The organism is Microbispora sp. H10830 (genome assembly GCF_014161375.1).
Lineage (GTDB): Bacteria > Actinomycetota > Actinomycetes > Streptosporangiales > Streptosporangiaceae > Microbispora > Microbispora catharanthi.
Genome location: NZ_JABBWX010000010.1, coordinates 43,485 through 60,622, shown reverse-complemented (window position 1 = coordinate 60,622; position 17,138 = coordinate 43,485). Strand labels below are relative to the sequence as shown.

Sequence of the window (17,138 nt, the reverse complement as noted above, 5' to 3'; positions counted from 1 at the left end):
GTGCGCGACGGAAACGGGCCGTGTGAGGACGGGAGGTTTCAGGACAGGTCGAACTCCCCGCCCTTGACCCCTTCGACGAACGCCTCCCACTCGCCGGGGGTGAACATCAGCCGCGGCCCCTGGGGATCCTTCGAGTCGCGCACGGCGACGCCGTCGCGCAGGCGCGCGACCTCCACACACTGGTTGCCGACGGTGTTCGAGCGCGCCGCCTTGCGCCAGATCGCGCAGGCCAGGTCGTCCGCCGGTACAAGTCCCCTCATCGTCCCGCCATCTCCTTCTCGACCGAAATGATCATTTCCATGGACTTCTCCGGGCCGAGCGCGGCGGCACGAAGATGATCGAAGACCTGGACGTATCCGCGGATCTCCGCCGGATCCTCCAGGTAGAGCTCGCCGCTCATGTTCTCCAGCAGCACCACGTCGGCGTCGCCGGGATCGGGGAAGGCCAGGATCGCCGTCGAGTTGCCCATGCCGAGGTAGGCGCCCGCGTCGAACGGCAGCACCTGCACGGTGACGTTCGGCTGGACGACCATCTCCCGCAGCCTGCGCAGCTGCTCGGCCATCACGGGCGGGCCGCCCACGGGCCGGCGCAGCGCCGCCTCGTCGAGGACGGCCCACAGCTCCAGTGGGGCGGGCCCGGTCAGGCGCCGCTGGCGCTCCATCCGGGCGGCCGCCCGGCGCTCGATCTCCGCCGGGTCCTTGACCAGGGCGGCGCCGATGACCGCACGGGCGTAGTCCTCCGTCTGCAGCAGCCCGGGGACCAGCAGCGGCTCGTAGTTGCGCACCGACGACGCCTCGGCCTCCAGCCCGACGTACGGCCCGGGCAGGACGTCGTCGTAGGCGCGCCACCATCCCCGCCGTGCGGCGTCCCTGGCCAGCGCGATCAGCGCGTCCCGTTCCGAGCCCTCGACGCCGTAGAGGTCGAGCAGGTCGCGGATGGTCCGGGTGTGCGGGCGGGTGTGGCCCGCCTCGATCCGGTAGACGGTGGAGACCGCCACGCCGAGCCGTCGCGCGACCTCCTCGCGGACGAACCCGGCCTCTCGCCGCAGACGCGTCAGCTCACCGGAAAGCCGGCGAAGCCGGACTGTAGGGCCACCCACTCCCCTCATGAACCGAACTCTCCCTTTCGCCGCAAAAGGAAACTATGCAATCGTGCATTCGCCATATTGCGTAGCCGTTTTGCAAAGTGCAGGATGAACGAAGTCTTGCACGGACCTCGAATCGCCATCCGCAGGCGGGTGCACAGGGAGTTATCACGGGATGACAATTCTCAACCTCTCGGGGAGAATCGCGATCTCACGCCCCTTCTCGGGAGACGCGTCCCAGGTGCGGGCCGCCCGGCGGTTCGTGGCGAGCCGGCTCGGCGACGGCCACCCCTGCCGCGACGACGCCGTGCAACTGATCGGCGAGCTGGTCGCCGAGTCGCTCCGGCACGCCGCCTCCTGCGGACGCCCGCCGGGATACGGCGTGTCGGTCCTGGCCACGCCCGCCGCGGTACGCGTCACGTTGTCGACACAGGGCTGCGGGTGCTGGACGTCTCCCGAGCTGACGCCGGGCCGCGGCGTCCACCTCGTGGACCTGTTCACCCGCCGATGGGGCGTGTCTGCGAGCCGCACCGGGGTCGGCGTGTGGTTCGAGCTCGGGCACGACGCCGCCGCCGCACCGCCGCCCAGGGGCGTCGAAAGCGAGAGCACGAGGACGGCCTGAACGCCGGTCCGCACCGCCACGGGCCGAGACCGGTGAGAAGCAGAACGAATTTCTGGCCGGATCCGGGGTAGACGGGCGCCATATCTTCCGGAGAAGGGGACGATATGGCGCAAATAAGCACCGACATTCCCGCGCGGCTGGATCGGCTCCCCTGGGCCCGTTGGCACTGGCTCGTGCTCATCGGGCTCGGCACCGTCTGGATCCTCGACGGGCTCGAAGTGACCATCGTCGGGGTCATCGGCCCCCGGATCACGGACCCTAGCAGCGGGCTGGGACTCACCGACAGCGAGGTCGGGATCGCCGCCGGCGTGTACGTCGCGGGAGCCTGCCTCGGCGCTCTCTTCTTCGGCCACCTGACGGACCGGTTCGGGCGCAAGAAGCTCTTCCTGGTGACGCTCGCCCTCTACCTGGCCGCCACCGTGGCCACGGCGTTCTCGCACGACGCCTGGTACTTCTACCTGTGCCGCTTCTTCACCGGCGCCGGCATCGGAGGCGAGTACGCCGCGATCAACTCGGCGATCGACGAGCTCATCCCGGCCCGCGTACGCGGCACGGTCGACCTGGTGGTGAACGGCTCCTTCTGGCTCGGCACCGCGCTCGGCGCGCTCATCGCGATCCCGGCGCTCGACACGAGCCTGCTGCCGGCCGGTCTCGGCTGGCGCCTGCTGTTCGGTCTGGGCGCCGTCCTCGGGGTGGCGATCCTGCTGGTCCGCAGGACTGTGCCGGAGAGCCCGCGCTGGCTGTTCATCCACGGCCGCGGAGAAGAGGCCGAGGAGATCGTGCGGGAGATCGAGACGAAGGTCCGCGACGAGAGCGGCAAGACGCTCGAACCGGCGCACGGGGAGATCAGGATCAACCAGCGGACGCGCACCCCGCTGTCGGAGGTGGCGGCCACGCTGCTGCGCCGCTATCCCAAGCGCACGACCGTCGGCCTGTCGCTGTTCATCGGTCAGGCGTTCCTGTACAACTCGATCTTCTTCACGTACGCGCTGGTGCTGTCGAAGTTCTTCAAGGTGCCGGACGGCAGCACGCCGTGGTACCTCGTCCCGATCGCGATCGGGAACTTCCTCGGCCCGGTCCTGCTCGGCCGGTTCTTCGACACGGTCGGCCGCCGGACGATGATCGCGGGCAGCTACGTGCTGTCCGGCCTGCTCCTGCTGGGCACCGCCGTGCTGTTCAACGCACACGTGCTGACCCCGGTGACCCTCACGGCCTGCTGGATGGTGGTCTTCTTCTTCGCCTCCGCGGGGGCCAGCAGCGCCTACCTGACGGTCTCGGAGATCTTCCCGATGGAGACCAGGGCCCTGGCGATCGCGCTGTTCTACGCCGTCGGCACCGGGCTCGGCGGCATCATCGGGCCCGTGCTGTTCGGCCGCCTGGTGGAGAGCGGGGTCGTCGGCAACGTCGTGGTCGGCTACGTCATCGGCGCCGTCCTGATGATGGCGGCCGGGCTGGTGCAGTGGTTCATGGGCGTGGAGGCGGCCCGGCGTTCGCTGGAGGACATCGCCGCACCACTCAGCGCCGAGCAGCACCAGATGGTCTGATCGCGCCAAGTCTTCGGCACAGGCACCTGCCCCCGGCAGGTGCCTGTGCGCGTTCCGAACGTGACGACCCGCCTCGCCTGTCGACGAGTCATGCCGGATGGCACACGGCTCTCTTGGGTATCAACCCCCTCAGATGCGCATATAGGGCGCATCCTCGTACATTCGGGGGAATCATGGCTGACGACGGTCAGAAGAAGAAGCCCGCGAAGTCCACCGGCAAGGCGAAGAGGACGGCCATCAAGGAAGCCCGCTCGGCGAAGCAGGCGAAGAAGGCCAACCGCCCCGCCGAGGGCGCGAGCGAGTGACGGCCGCACGGCCGGTGCCACCATGATCCGGGCCGGGCCCACCGTGGCCCGGCCCTCCTCCTTCACCCACACCTTCACCCCCGCCCCCATGTGCGACGCCGCCCTCCGTCCTGGATACTCGGAAGGCCGTTGAGCCGATCTCGCTTGTTCTGGAGGGCCGCCCGTGAGGCTTGGAGTCGTCTTCGACCGCGACCTGCCGCCGGAGTCGCTTCCGTCGTTCGCCAGGGAACTCGACGGCACGGCGGTCTCCGACCTGTGGGTGGTGGAGGACCTCGGCTGGACGGGCGCGATCTCCTCGGCCGCCACGGCACTGGCCGCGACCTCGCGCCTGCGCGTCGGCATCGGCATCACCCCCGCGCCGCTGCGCAATCCGATGCTGCTGGCGATGGAGCTGGCCAACCTGGCCCGCCTCCACCCCGGGCGGCTGGCCGCGGGGATCGGCCACGGCGTGCAGGCGTGGATGCGTCAGGTGGGCGCCGCCGCCGCGTCGCCGCTGTCGCTGCTGGAGGAGACGATCACGTCCGTACGGGCGCTGCTGCGCGGCGAGACCGTCACCCTGCACGGACGCGAGGTGAGCCTGGACGGCGTCCGCCTCGTCCACCCGCCGGCCGAGCCGCCGCCCGTCCTCGCCGGAGTGGTGAACCCGCGCTCGCTGGCCCTGTCGGGACGGGTGGCCCAGGGGACCATCCTTCCCGAGGGTCTCGCCCCGGAGCGGTTGCGGTCGATGATCGAGGGGATCGGCGCGACCGGCGATCACGAGGTGGTGGCGTTCGTCCACCTCTACGTCGGCGACGACGCGCGCGCGGCCATGCGGCGGGCGGCGGAGGAGCAGGCAGGGTTCCTGCAGGTGGCGCCGGAGGAGGTCGTCATGGCGACGGGTTCGCCGGAGGAGGCGTCCGCGCAGGTCAGGGCGCTGTGGAAGGCGGGCGTGTCCACGGTCGCCGTCCGCCCGGTGGGCGCCGACCCGCTCTCCCACGTCCACGAGCTGCTGTCCGCACTCTGACCCGCCGCACGGCGCCGAGGACATGACATTTGTCCTGGGGAGAACAGGATCGGGCCCACTACGCCGGGACACGCGGGATCGGGCAGAGTTGAGGCGTGGACACCCCGACCCTCCGATCTCCTCAGCACCGCGTGAGCCGTACCGCCGTCTGGTACTGGGCCGCGCGGGCCGCCCTCGGCTGGCTGGTCCTCCTCGCCGCCCAGGTGGCCTGGCTCGTGGCCGACAGCGACGGGAGCGCCCTGCCCGTCACCGCGCACGTGGCCGGTCTCGTCGTCACCGCCGTCGTCGCGGTGGCGCACGTCACGGTCATGCCGCAGTGGCGTTATCGGGTGCACCGCTGGGAGGCCACGTCCGCGGCCGTCTTCACCCAGTCGGGCTGGTTCAAGCAGGAGTGGCGCATCGCACCCGTCTCCCGCATCCAGACCGTGGACAGCGAGCGCGGCCCGCTGGAGCAGATCTTCCGCCTGGCCAACGTCACCGTCACAACCGCCTCCGCCGCCGGCCCGATCAAGGTCAGCGGCCTCGACCGGGACACGGCCCAGCGCCTGGTCGCCGAGCTCACCGCGACCGCGCAGGCGACGGCGGGTGACGCCACGTGATCGACGTCATCGAGACGGCCTTGACCTGGCGGCGGCTGAGCCCGCGCATGCTGGTGATCCACCCGTTCCAGGAGGTCGTACGGGCCGCCCCGGCGCTGCTCGGCCTGCTGGTCGCGGGATCGAGCAGCGGCGGGCAGGGGCACCTGTGGAGCGTCGCGGGCGTCGCCCTCATGGTCGTGCTCGGCATGCTCCGCTGGTTCACCACGACCTACCGCATCACCCCCGAGCACGTGCAGGTCCGCCGCGGCCTGCTGACCCGCAAGGTGGTGACCGTGCCCCGCGACCGGGTCCGCACGGTGGACGTCACCTCCCACGTGCTGCACCGCGTGCTCGGCCTGGCCCGGGTGGAGGTGGGGACGGGCACGTCGGAGCGCAGGCACGAGGGCCGGCTCAAGCTCGACGCGCTGACCGCCGCCGAGGCCGCCCGCCTGCGCGTGGAGCTGCTGCACCGCTCCCCCGTCGCTCCCGCCACCGCGTCCCCAACCGTGTCCCCCGTGGCGCCCCCCGCCGGGAGCACGCCGGCCGCGGAGACCGAACTCGCGCGCATGCGTCCCGAGTGGGTGAGGTTCGGGCCGTTCACGATGTCCGGGCTCGTCACCGTGGGCGTCGTCGCAGGCTTCGTGTCCCGCCTGGTCTCGGAGGGCAACGTCGACCTCGGCAGGGTCGGGCCCGTCCAGGAGACCTGGCGGTGGTTCAGCGCGATGTCGCTCCCGCTGGAGATCGCGACGGTGGTGCTCGTGCTGGTGGTGTTCGTGAGCGTCGCCTCCACGCTCGGCTACGTCCTGGCCTTCGGCAACTTCCGGCTGACCCGGCACGCCGAGGGCACCCTTCACGTGACCCGGGGGCTGCTGACCACCCGGGCCATCACCATCGAGGAACGGCGGCTGCGCGGGGTCGAGGTGAGTGAGCCGCTGCTGCTGCGTGCCGTACGCGGGGCCCGGCTGTCCGCGGTGACGACCGGGCTGCGGGCGGCGCAGGGCTCCCAGCGCGGCGGGTCGTTGCTGCTGCCGCCCGCGCCGCGCGCGGCCGCCGTGTCGGTGGCCCGGCTCGTGCTCCCCACTGTCGCCGGTGCCCCCTCCGCCTCCTCCGTCTCGGAAGCCTCGCCGGTCACCGCGGACCTGACTCCTCACGGCCCGGCCGCGCTGCGCCGCAGGTTCACCCGGGCGTACGGCGTGCACGCGCTGGTGCTGACCGCGCTGCTCGCGCTGTGGTGGTGGGCCGGGCTGCCCTCGTGGACCTGGCTCACCGCCGCCGCCCTGCTGCCGCTGACCGCCCTGCTGGCCGCCGACCGCTACCGCTCGCTCGGCCACGCTCTGACGTCCGGCTATCTGGTCACCCGCTGGGGCTCGCTCGCGCGCCGGAGGGTGGCGCTGGAGTGCGACGGCGTCATCGGCTGGAACATCGAGCGATCGTTCTTCCAGCGCCGGGCCCGCCTGGCGACGCTGACGGCGACCACGGCGGCGGGCAAGCAGGGCTACCAGGTGCGCGACGTGGACCTCACCGAGGCGCTGCGCCTGGCCGCGGCGGGCACCCCTGGCCTGCTCGACCCGTTCCTCGTCGAGGCGCAGCATGTCAGCTAATAGCATGTGATGCCCGATAAGACCGGTTTGACCTCAGGAGTTGGATTGTCCCGCTACGGCCAGATGTTCGGCCCCGACATCACGTTCCTCGGCGTCGAGCGGTGCGACCTCGACGACCCGGCCGGCTACGCGGACGCCGACGTCGTCATCCTGGGCGCGCCGTTCGACGGTGGCACCTCTCACCGCCCGGGCGCGCGCTTCGGCCCGAATGCCATCCGCCAGACCTGCTACCTCCCCCACGACGGCTCCCGCCCGAGCCTGGCGCTGCGCGTGGACGCCCTCAAGGACCTGCGGGTGCTGGACGCCGGAGACGTGGAGACCTACGCCGGGGACATCGAGGGCAGCCTGCGCGCGATCGAGGACGCGGTCGCCAGGATCGCGGCCTCCGGGGCGATCCCCGTCGTCCTCGGCGGCGACCACACGATCGCCCTGCCCGACGCGACCGGCGTGGCCCGCCACCACGGCTTCGGCCGGGTCTCGATGCTCCACTTCGACGCGCACGCCGACACCGGCGACATCGAGTTCGGCCACCTGCACGGCCACGGGCAGCCGATGCGGCGGCTCATCGAGTCGGGGGCCATCAGGGGCGACCGCTTCCTGCAGATCGGCCTGCGCGGCTACTGGCCGGGGCCGGAGATCCTCGACTGGATGGCCGGGCAGCGCATGCGGTCCTACGAGATGACCGAGATCGTCACCAGGGGCCTCGACGAGTGCCTCACCGAGGCGTACGCGATCGCGCTCGACGATTGCGACGGGGTCTACCTGTCGGTCGACGTGGACGTCTGCGACCCGGGCCACGCGCCGGGCACCGGCACGCCCGAGCCGGGCGGCCTGTCGGCCCGGCAGCTCCTCGACGCCGTGCGCAGGACCTGTTACGAGCTGCCCGTCGTCGGGTTGGAGATCGTCGAGGTGGCCCCGCCGTACGACCACGCGGACATCACGGCGTACCTGGGCAACCGGGTCGTCCTGGAGGCGCTGTCGGCGATCGCCCGTCGCCGCAGGGACGCCGCCGACGGCACTCGCTGGGACCCCGCGCAGCCCCTCCTCGACGGGCGCTGATCCACACCGCCCGACCGTACGGTCCCGGCCTAGACACAGGCCTTCTGCTCGACGTCACACAGTCGGACTTCGGGGTAGCGCGTCGACGGCTTGTCCAGCAGGGGCCGGGACCTGTGGCGCAGATGCAGGTCGAAGAAGGCCGCGACATGGCTGCGGGTGATCTCCACGGCGCGCGCCCCGGGCAGGCCGGGATTGCGGTAGATGCCGAGTTGCTCCACCAGCAGCGCGGTGTCGGTGAAGGAGACATGCTCTGCCCCTGATACCACGAGCCAGCGCTTCCATCCCGTCAGACGGGCCCAGTCGCGGTCCCACGTGGTGTCTTCGCCTCCCGGGCTGTGCATGGCCTGCGTGCCCAGGAAGAGGAACGGCCGGGACAGTCCGCTGCCCGGGATCGGGGCGAATGTGGTGCCGTCCATGTCGATCCCGGCACGTATGCGAGTGTCCTGCAGCATGGCGGCGATGGTGCTCGCGCCTCCTGCCGAGTGCCCGGCCATCGCGATGCGGGAGCGGGCGATCAGCGAGGCGCCCTTCCATTTGGGGTGCGCGCCGGTCAGTTCATCGAGGACGAAGGAGACGTCGGCCGCCCGGCTCCGGCCCACCGCGTTCCAGAACTCCTGGTCCTTGGGTGCCTCACAGGCGACGCAGGTGGTGACCCGGCCGTCGGGGAAGGTCGTGGCCAGGCTCTCGTAGGTGTGGTCGATGCCGGCCACCACATAGCCCCTGCTCGCCAGTTCCTCCGCCAAAGCGGTGAGCGAGCTGCGGGGCTCGGTGAAGCCCGGGGAGAGCACCACCAGGGGCAGGCTGTGCTCGCGTCCGGCTGGTTCGGCGTCGCTGAGGGCGTTGGTCCGCGTTCTGCTCAACGCGTCGTACGGCACGCCGGTGATCTCTCCGCCTTTCAGGATGAGCTCCGACTCCTTGGCCGTCATGTACGGGGCTCGCTTCCCCTTGCGGGATTTCGCCGGGTACCACAGGGAGACCATGAGTTCCCTCGCCTTCACATCGGGGACCCACGGATCGACGCGGGAGCTGTCCTTGAGGTGGAGGGACGTGGTGCCGACCGGCCGGGATCCGGTCGGTTCGGGAAGCCGGGGCATGCCGATCCGGGCGGATGCCGGACCGGCGGCGGATGCGGTGGAGCCGGGCGACGCGTTGCGCGGCGGGGCGCCGGACACGACCGAACCGGACGCGGAGGCGCAGGAGGTGGCGGCCACGAAGGCGAGCAGGGCCGCGACGGTGACGGCGCCTCGGCTGATCCGGCGGGGCGGCGTCGACGCACCACCGCCGACGCCTGCGCCGGGTCCCGAGACGGGGCCGGGCATGCTCTCCCTCTCCATCGCATGATCCATGAACTGTCCTTCCGGGTGGGGGCCGCCTCGACGGGGCCCGTGCGGGCGGCCGGTGGCGGCAACGACGTTAGGGACCGGGCAGGCCCGTCCGCGTCGGCTGCCATGCCGATATCGATCCCTCCCCGGGGAGGAGCCCGCCGCGGGGTCGTCCTTCCGATGTACTTCTGGCTGAGGTCGGATCCGGTCATCGCGGCTGATGCGGGACGTGCCGTGCGGTCGGGACAATGCATCGGTGACAGCGAGCGAACGACGTGGATGGCGGCGGTTCGGGCTGGATGTGCTGCGCCCAGTGGGGAAACCCGCCCGAGCCTCGCGCCGGTCGCTCCTCGCCGACCTGCTGCTCGCGATCGCCTTGACCGTTGCCGCAGTGACCGCGACGGCGGGCGCGGCAGACGATGCTCATCGCGTCGACGAGCAGCCGCCTTCCCTGCTGGAGCCCTTGCGACTGCGGCCCTCTCCACCGCCGCGAAGCAGCGACGCCGCGCCTGACCACCTGGAACGACCCCTGGTCACCACCGACGACCAGCAGGATTCGGGCCCGCTTCCGCTCCTGGTGGTTCTGACGGCCCTGCCGCTGGCGATGCGACGGTTGTACCCGCTGATCACCTTCTGGGTGGTGCTGGCCGCGGCGTTGGGCACCCGTGACGACGCGACGTGGATCACCGTGCTGACGTTCGCCATCGCCGCCTACGGGGCGGTGGCCCACAGCACGCACCGGGCGACGGCCGTCGGGGGACTCGTCCTCGCCACCGTGCTGGCGGGCGTCGCCTTCCGGGACTCCGTCCCGGCGTTGCCGAGCTGGCTGGGGCCGTTCGTGGTACTGATGAGCGCCGGAGTCGCCGCCGCTTTCGTCCGATCCTGGCGGCGGCAGCTCGACGCCGGCCGCCGCCGGGTCGCCGAACTACAGCGCGCCCAGGAGGAGGCCATGCGCGAGGCCGTCCAGGGAGAGCGCTCCCGGATCGCCGGCGAACTGCACGATGTCGTCACCCACAATGTGAACGTGATGGTGATCCAGGCCGGTGCGGCACGCGCGGTGATGGACACGGCTCCGGCGCGGTCGAAGCAGGCCCTGCTGGCGGTCGAAGCCGGCGGCCGAGCCGCCATGGCGGAACTACGCAACGTCATGGGACTGCTGGCCGGGCCGGAGAGCGAGCGGGCGGGCGGCAGTGCCGACGGGCTCGAACCGCAACCGGGCCTCGACCAGCTCGATTCGTTGATCGAACGGGTTCGCGCAGCCGGAGTGCGGGTCGGCGTCGAGATCTCTCCGCCGCCCGGTCCGCTGCCGCCCGGGGTGGAGCTGGCCGTCTATCGCGTCGTCCAGGAGGCCCTGACCAACACGATCAAGCACGCGGCCGGTGCGACGGCGTCCGTCGCCATCGGCCACCGCGGCGGCTGGCTGGAGATCGAGATCACCGACACCGGCGGCAGGCTGACGGCCCGTGCGGGAGACGGCCAGGGCCGGGGCCTGATCGGGCTGCGGGAGCGGCTCGCCCTCTACGGCGGCACCCTGCAGGCCGGACCGCGAAGCGACGGCGGCTACCGAATCAAGGCGCGGGTGCCGTGGGCCGCCACGTGAACGGGCCGATGCGCGTGGTCATCGCCGACGATCAAGCACTGGTACGCAGCGGGTTCGGGATGATCCTCGCCGCCGACGGCATCGAGGTGACGGCCGAGGCGGCCGACGGAGCGGAAGCCGTCGCCGCCGTCCGGCGTACTCGACCGGACGTCGTGCTGATGGACATCCGGATGCCGCGGATGGACGGCCTCGAAGCCACCCGGCAGATCATGGCTGCCGACCCGGGCGAGACGCGCGTTCTCATTCTGACCACCTACGACCTCGACCACTACGTCTACGCCGCACTCACCGCAGGGGCCAGTGGCTTCCTGCTCAAGGACGTCACACCGGAGCACCTGGTGGCCGCGGTGCGTCTGGTGCGCGCGGGGGACGCCCTGCTCGCACCGGCGATCACCCGCCGTCTGGTCGAGCGGTTCGCCCGCCGCGACGAGGCCAGAGCAGCCGTACATCGGGATCTGTCGGAGCTGACACCCCGGGAGCTGGAGGTGTTGCGCCTGCTCGCCACCGGGCTGAGCAACGCCGAGCTCGCTGACCGGCTGAGCCTCAGCCCGACGACGGTGAAGACTCATGTCGCGCGCATCCTGTCCAAGCTCGGCCTCAGGGACCGGGTTCAGGCGGTCGTGCTCGCCTACGAGACCGGGTTGGTCACCCCGGGCTCGGTCGCCGACCGGCCGCCGGGGAGTACGCCTGCCTGAGCCGTCCCGCATCGACCCCGAGAGGGAAGGAGAAAGCCGCACCTGACATTTCCGCACATCGGGCGACAGGCGATCTGGTAGGCATGGTCGGATGACGCGATCGAGAACCGCCGCCGTCCTGGCCGTCGCCGCCGCGCTCCCGGCGCTCCTGACCGGCTGCTCCTCAGACGGCCGCGGCGCGGGCCCGACAGGGACGACGGCGGCGCAGGCGACAGCCCCCTCCTCCGATCCGACCGGCTCCGCCCCCGGCCGCGGCGCGACGGCAGGGGCGAGCGGGCCGGCGACCAGGGACGCGTCGGCCGCCCGCCCGGTCCGGTCCCCCGCGAAGCCCGTGCGGGTGCCGGCCGGGGTGACGGCGGGGTACGCCGTGGTCGACGTGACCACGGGCAGGACGGTCGCCCAGAGGCAGGCGCACCACCGGTTCCGGTCGGCGTCGGTGGTGAAGATCCTCATCGCCACCGACTACCTGGAACGGCACAGGGGGACGATCCCCGCCGGGGACATGGCGCTGCTGACGCCCATGCTCCGCGGCAGCGACGACGACGCGGCGACGGCCCTGTGGCGGCGCGGCGGCCAGGGCGAGATCGTGCGACGCATGGCGCGCAGGATCGGCCTGACCGAAACCTCACCGCCACCCGCCGCCAAACCCGGCTTCTGGGGCTACACCGCCGTCAGCGCGGCCGACATCGCGCTCGTCTACCGGTATCTGCTGCGGCGGGCCGAGCCCCGCGTCCGCGACTTCGTCCTCGGCAATCTGCGCAAGGCGTCCCAGTGCGCTCGCGACGGTTTCGACCAGTTCTTCGGCATCCCCCGCGCCGTTCCCCGACCCTGGGCGATCAAGCAGGGCTGGTCCGGGTATGGCGCGGTTCCTCCCGTCAAATGCACCCGTGCGAGGGCGACGTCGTACCGTATCGGGGCAGTCACAATGGGCGGCAACCCGGTTGATTTCGGCCGTCCGGTGCTCCACACTACTGGCGTGATCGGCGACCGGCTGATCATGGTGGTGCTCACCCTGCAGCCCTCGGGGGCGTCCTTCACGCAGTCGGCCGAGCGGGTGACGAAGCTGGCGAGAGACCTCTATCTCAGCGTCGCCTAGCGGTCCGGTTCGTACGGGAGGGACCGTTCTGTTTAGAGGCGGGGCCGCCGGGCAGCGATCACGCGTGCTCTCCCTCCTCTCTGAAAGCTGGTCGGCGATGGGTTTCCCGTGGGGATTGCTCGGCCGGGACATGGCGGTCGATCTCGGCACGGCCAACACGCTCGTGTACGTGCGCAAGAAGGGCGTCGTCCTCGACGAGCCGTCGGTGGTGGCGATCAACCTGCACACGGACAGGATCGTGGCGGTCGGGACCGCGGCGAAGGAGATGATCGGGCGGACCCCGCCCCACATCGCCACGCTGCGCCCGCTCAAGGACGGCGTGATCGCCGACCTCGACGCGGCCGAACGCATGCTGCGGCACTTCATCCAGGTGGCGCACAAGAGCCGCTACCTGGCCAGGCCCCGGGTCGTCGTCGCCGTGCCGAGCGGCACCACGAGCGTCGAGCAGCGCGCGGTCAGGGAGGCGGCGTACGAGGCGGGCGCCCGCCGCGTCCACATCATCGAGGAGCCGATGGCCGCGGCGATCGGCGCGGGACTCAACGTGGGCGACACGACCGGCAACATGGTCGTGGACATCGGCGGCGGCACGACGGAGGTCGCGATCGTCTCGCTCGGCGGGGTGGTCGTGTCGAAGTCCGTGCGGGTCGGCGGCGACGAGCTCGACGAGGCGATCGTCAACTACGTCAAGAAGGAGCACTCCCTGATGCTCGGGGAGCGCACGGCCGAGCACGTCAAGATCAAGCTGGGCAGCGCGCGGCCCGGCGGCGACGACACCACACCGCTGCCGATCCGGGGCCGCGACCTGGTGACCGGCCTGCCCAAGACCGCGACGATCAACCGGGCGCAGGTCAGGGAGGCGATCGAGGACCAGGTCCAGACGATCGTCGACGCCGTGCAGACCACGCTGGACCAGTGCCCGGCCGAGCTGGCGGGCGACCTGATCGACAACGGCATCGTGCTGACCGGCGGCGGCGCCCTGCTCGACGGGCTCGCCGAGCGGCTCGAAAAGGCCGTCGGCATGCCGATCCACCTCGTCGACCAGCCGCTCCAGTCGGTGGTGCTGGGCGCGGGCCGGTGCGTCGAGCGCTTCGACGACATGCAGGACGTGTTCCTCCCCGAAACGCGTCGATGAGGGCCGCCGGTCGCCGGGCGCCCGCGCTGCTGGCGCTCGTCTCCGCCGCCCTGATCGCAGCCGACACCGTCACACCACTCGAACCGCTGCGGGTGTTCGGGTCGGCCGTGTACGGCGGGCTGGAGGACGCGGCGTCCGCCGGCGTCCGCTGGGCGTCGGGCGAGCGGCGCCTGGAGGAGCTCGAACGCGAGAACGCCCGGCTGCGCGCCGACCTGCTGGCCGCCCGCCGCACGACCCCGTCCCCCGCTCGGGCGGACGGCTACCGGGTCGCGTCGGCCCACGTCATCGGCTTCGGCCGGGACGGCACGGTCACCGTCGACACCGGCTCCGACGGCGGCGTGGACCGCGACATGACCGTGTTCGACGGTGACGGGCTGGTCGGCCGGATCCTGCGATCCGGCCCCGGCACGGCGACGGTCCAGCTCGCCACGGCCTCCGGCGCCTCGATCGGGGCCCGGCTCGAGGGCTCGCGGGAGGTCGGCCTGGTGACCGGCGTCCCCGAGCGCGGCCTGCTGCGGCTGAGCCTGCTCAACCCCTCCGCGGAGGTGAAGCCCGGCGACCGGGTGGTGACGCTGGGCTCGCGCGACATGCGGCCGTACGTGCCGGACGTGCCGATCGGCACGGTGGTCACGGTGGAGCCCGCGCCGGACGCGCTGACCAGGACGGCGCTCGTGCGTCCCTTCGCCAGGTTCACCGCGCTCGGCCTCGTCACCGTGGTGCTGGGACCGCAGCCGGACGGCGCGGCGGCGGACGCGTCCGCCGGCGAAGGCGAGGCCGGGGGCGGGGATACGGACGCCGCGAAGAGCGGCTCGAAGAAGGCGAAGGGGGCGTGATGAAGGCGGTCGTCCTGTCCGTGCTCGTCGTCCTCGTCGCACCGGTGCTCCAGGTCGCCGTGGTCAACGGGCTGTCGCTGCCCGGCGGCCACCCCGACGTCGTGCTGGTCGCCGTCGTCGCGCTCGCGCCGCATCTGCGGCCCAGGCCGGAGGCCAGGGGGTTGCCGGAGCGGGGCGCCGCGGGAGGAGGAGCGGGCGCGTTCCTGGGGTTCGCCGCGGGCCTGGCCGCCGACATCGCGCCGCCCGCCGACCACACCATAGGGCGGCTCGCCCTCGTCATGTGCCTCGCCGGGTGGGTGTGCGCACGGGTCGCCGCGGACGGCACGGCCGGGCGGCGCGCCGCCGTCGCCGCCGCCGTGGCCCTGGGCGCGACGCTCGCCGGGGGCGTGCTCGCGGCCCTGCTCGACGGCACGCCGTGGGGCACGGCCCTCGCGCCCGGCGCCGTCGCCTGGACGGCCGGCCTGGCCGCGCTCGCGGCGGCGGCGCTCGCCCTGCTGCCCCGCCGCCGGTCGTTCGGGCGGGTGCCCAGATCACGGGACGGTTCACGTGATCTGGGCACGCGAGGGAGGCGGCTTGCGTAGGAGCGTCAAGCAGCGCCCTCTCAACCGGGGCCGCAACCGGCCCCAGGGCCGCCTCGCGCTCGTGTTCGCGGTGGTGACCGCGCTCATGCTGACCCTGCTCGGGCGGCTGTGGTACCTGCAGATCGTCACCGGCCCGTCGTACGTCAGGGCGGCCACGGAGTCGCGGGCGCGCTCGGTCGTCCTGCCGCCGGTGCGGGGGCGGATCCTCGACACACACGGCCGGCCGCTGGTGGCCAACGAGACCAGACCACAGGTGTCGGTGGACTACATGGCCCTCATCCACCAGCCCGACGGCGGGAAGGACGTGCTGGCCCGGCTCGCCCGGGCCCTGGGCCGGCCCTACCAGGAGATCGCCGACCGGGCCCGGCTGTGCGCCGGGGACGTGCCCAGGCCGTGCTGGCCCGGCTCGCCCTACCAGCCGATCGTCGTCGCGGACGACGTGAGCGTGCGCACGGCGCTGTGGATCGCGGAGCGGCAGGACGAGTTCCCCGGTGTCAGCACCGCGTTGCGGCCGGTCAGGACCTACCCGCTCGGCTCGGCCGCGGCGCACGTGCTCGGCTACCTGCAGCCGCCCTCCCCCGACGACCCCGAGGGCGGCCCGGAGCTGATCGGCCGCGACGGCCTCGAAGCGCAGTACGACCGCGAGCTGGCCGGGCGCACCGGGATCAGGGAGGTGGCGGTGGACAGCACGGGCAAGATCACCGGCCTGATCCGCGAGGAGGCCGCCGTGGCCGGGGACACGCTGGTGACCAGCGTCGACGCGCGCATCCAGGAGGTGGCGGAGCGGGCGCTCGCCCGGGCCGTGACCGCCGCGCGCAAGCGGGGCGAGCCCGCCGACAGCGGCGCGGCGGTGGTGCTGGAGGCGAAGACCGGGCGGGTGACGGCGATCGCCGACTATCCCACCTACGACCCGGGCGTGTGGACCGGGGGCATCTCGCAGCACGACTACGAGGACCTGCCGCTGGTCAGCGCCGCCGTGCAGGGGCAGTGGCCGCCGGGCTCCACCTGGAAGGTGACCTCGACGGCCGCGGCGGCGAAGGCGGGCTACTCGCTGCGGGCCTCCTACGACTGCCCGGGCGGTTACAAGATCGGCGGCCGGGTGTTCCACAACTTCGAGAGCGCCGAACTGGGCCGGATGGACATGCACCGGGCTCTGGTCGTGTCCTGCGACACGATCTTCTACCGTTTCGCGGAGAAGATGTGGCAGCACGACGGCGGGCTCAAGCCGGTCAAACACCCCAAGGACCCGATGCAGGCGATGGCCAGGGAGTTCGGGTTCGGCACGCCCACCGGCGTCGACCTGCCGCACGAGGCTCAGGGAAGGGTGCCCGACCGCGCCTGGAAGAAGGCCAACTGGGAGCGGACCAAGGCGGACTCCTGCCGTCGCGCCAAGACCGGCTATCCGGAGATGTCCGACCGCAAGCGGGCGGCCTACCTCAAGGCGCTCGCCGCCGACAACTGCCGCTCCGGCGGGGTCTGGTGGGCCGGCGACGCGGCCAACTTCTCGATCGGCCAGGGCGACGTGCTGGTGACGCCGCTCCAGCTCGCCCGCGGATACGCCGCGCTCGCCAACGGCGGCACGGTCTTCAGCCCCAGGATCGGCAAGCAGGTCGTGCGCCCCGACGGCACGGTGGTCCGCACGATCACCCCGCCCGTGGTGGGGAAGATCGACGCCTCGCGCAAGACGCTGCGGTTCATCCGCGACGCGCTCGCCGGCGTGCCGCGCACGGGCACGGCCGCGGGCGCGTTCAAGGGGTACTCGTTCACGCGCCTGCCGGTCGCCGGGAAGACCGGCACCGCCGAGGCGTACGGCAGGCAGGACACCTCGTGGTTCGCCTCTTTCGGCCCGGTGAAGAAGCCCAAGTATGTCGTGGTGGTCGTCGTCTCGCAGGGCGGCACGGGCGGGACCACGGCGGCACCCGCCGCCCGCGAGATCTGGGAGGGCATCGCCGCCCTGACCCATAAGGCGAAGAAGCACGACGGAAAGAAGCACGGCAAGAAGGACAAGAAGGACGGCGGGGGCACGCGGTCCGCCTCCCTGCCTCCCGTCGCGTTCGCCGGGGCGGGTGGCGCGCGGTGACGG

Annotated in this window: 17 protein-coding genes; 14 read left to right on the top strand and 3 right to left on the bottom strand. The window is 72.3% G+C overall.

Going from position 1 to position 17,138, the window contains the following annotated elements:
• Window positions 1–38 precede the first annotated feature (38 nt).
• Both HHX35_RS24575 and HHX35_RS24570 read right to left on the bottom strand, forming a co-directional pair.
• On the bottom strand, window positions 39–260 hold the full coding sequence (locus HHX35_RS24575) for a DUF397 domain-containing protein (protein ID WP_139575792.1): 222 nt from the start codon (window positions 258–260) through the stop codon (window positions 39–41).
• Window positions 257–1,108 (bottom strand): helix-turn-helix transcriptional regulator, encoded by an 852-nt coding sequence (locus HHX35_RS24570; protein WP_182901110.1) that lies wholly within the window; start codon window positions 1,106–1,108, stop codon window positions 257–259. The genes HHX35_RS24575 and HHX35_RS24570 overlap by 4 nt, the downstream gene beginning before the upstream one ends.
• A gap of 151 nt (window positions 1,109–1,259) precedes the next feature.
• On the opposite strand from HHX35_RS24570, the gene HHX35_RS24565 reads away from it, so the two are divergent.
• The 7 genes from HHX35_RS24565 (at window position 1,260) to speB (ending at window position 7,796) form a co-directional block, all read left to right on the top strand.
• Window positions 1,260–1,706: an ATP-binding protein gene (locus HHX35_RS24565; RefSeq protein WP_182901109.1), complete on the top strand. Its 447-nt coding sequence runs from the start codon at window positions 1,260–1,262 to the stop codon at window positions 1,704–1,706.
• A 104-nt stretch (window positions 1,707–1,810) separates the two neighbouring features.
• Complete coding sequence (locus HHX35_RS24560; RefSeq protein WP_182901108.1) at window positions 1,811–3,250, top strand: MFS transporter; 1,440 nt, start codon at window positions 1,811–1,813, stop codon at window positions 3,248–3,250.
• Window positions 3,251–3,423: 173 nt separating this feature from the next.
• Window positions 3,424–3,555: a hypothetical protein gene (locus HHX35_RS43725; protein ID WP_259405367.1), complete on the top strand. Its 132-nt coding sequence runs from the start codon at window positions 3,424–3,426 to the stop codon at window positions 3,553–3,555.
• Window positions 3,556–3,718: 163 nt separating this feature from the next.
• A complete protein-coding gene (locus tag HHX35_RS24555) occupies window positions 3,719–4,558 on the top strand; it encodes an LLM class flavin-dependent oxidoreductase (RefSeq protein WP_182901107.1) in 840 nt (279 codons plus the stop codon).
• 95 nt (window positions 4,559–4,653) lie between these two features.
• The gene (locus tag HHX35_RS24550; RefSeq protein WP_139575776.1) at window positions 4,654–5,157 is read left to right on the top strand and encodes a PH domain-containing protein; all 504 of its coding nucleotides are present in this window, start codon (window positions 4,654–4,656) and stop codon (window positions 5,155–5,157) included.
• Window positions 5,154–6,737 carry a PH domain-containing protein gene (locus tag HHX35_RS24545; protein ID WP_220505845.1) on the top strand — a complete coding sequence of 528 codons (1,584 nt, stop codon included), beginning with the start codon at window positions 5,154–5,156 and terminating at the stop codon, window positions 6,735–6,737. The genes HHX35_RS24550 and HHX35_RS24545 overlap by 4 nt, the downstream gene beginning before the upstream one ends.
• Window positions 6,738–6,782: 45 nt before the next feature.
• Window positions 6,783–7,796 (top strand): agmatinase, encoded by a 1,014-nt coding sequence (speB, locus tag HHX35_RS24540; protein WP_182901106.1) that lies wholly within the window; start codon window positions 6,783–6,785, stop codon window positions 7,794–7,796.
• A 29-nt stretch (window positions 7,797–7,825) separates the two neighbouring features.
• Here speB and HHX35_RS24535 read toward each other — a convergent pair whose 3' ends face one another.
• Window positions 7,826–9,142, bottom strand: coding sequence for an alpha/beta hydrolase (locus HHX35_RS24535; RefSeq protein WP_259405366.1), 1,317 nt, complete (start codon window positions 9,140–9,142; stop codon window positions 7,826–7,828).
• 232 nt (window positions 9,143–9,374) lie between these two features.
• Here HHX35_RS24535 and HHX35_RS44745 point away from each other — a divergent pair, with 232 nt between their 5' ends.
• From HHX35_RS44745 to mrdA, 7 genes are all read left to right on the top strand, one after another.
• Window positions 9,375–10,718, top strand: coding sequence for a histidine kinase (locus tag HHX35_RS44745; RefSeq protein ID WP_310739276.1), 1,344 nt, complete (start codon window positions 9,375–9,377; stop codon window positions 10,716–10,718).
• Between the two features lie 8 nt (window positions 10,719–10,726).
• Complete coding sequence (locus HHX35_RS24525; protein WP_182901324.1) at window positions 10,727–11,413, top strand: response regulator transcription factor; 687 nt, start codon at window positions 10,727–10,729, stop codon at window positions 11,411–11,413.
• 91 nt (window positions 11,414–11,504) lie between these two features.
• Window positions 11,505–12,509, top strand: coding sequence for a hypothetical protein (locus HHX35_RS24520; protein WP_220505844.1), 1,005 nt, complete (start codon window positions 11,505–11,507; stop codon window positions 12,507–12,509).
• A gap of 97 nt (window positions 12,510–12,606) precedes the next feature.
• On the top strand, window positions 12,607–13,641 hold the full coding sequence (locus tag HHX35_RS24515) for a rod shape-determining protein (RefSeq protein ID WP_259405365.1): 1,035 nt from the start codon (window positions 12,607–12,609) through the stop codon (window positions 13,639–13,641).
• Window positions 13,638–14,474: a rod shape-determining protein MreC gene (gene mreC / locus HHX35_RS24510; RefSeq protein ID WP_182901104.1), complete on the top strand. Its 837-nt coding sequence runs from the start codon at window positions 13,638–13,640 to the stop codon at window positions 14,472–14,474. Before HHX35_RS24515 ends, mreC begins: the two co-directional genes overlap by 4 nt.
• Window positions 14,474–15,055 carry a rod shape-determining protein MreD gene (locus HHX35_RS24505; RefSeq protein ID WP_182901103.1) on the top strand — a complete coding sequence of 194 codons (582 nt, stop codon included), beginning with the start codon at window positions 14,474–14,476 and terminating at the stop codon, window positions 15,053–15,055. The genes mreC and HHX35_RS24505 overlap by 1 nt, the downstream gene beginning before the upstream one ends.
• Window positions 15,048–17,135: a penicillin-binding protein 2 gene (mrdA, locus tag HHX35_RS24500; protein WP_259405364.1), complete on the top strand. Its 2,088-nt coding sequence runs from the start codon at window positions 15,048–15,050 to the stop codon at window positions 17,133–17,135. Before HHX35_RS24505 ends, mrdA begins: the two co-directional genes overlap by 8 nt.
• The last annotated feature ends 3 nt before the right edge of the window (window positions 17,136–17,138 follow it).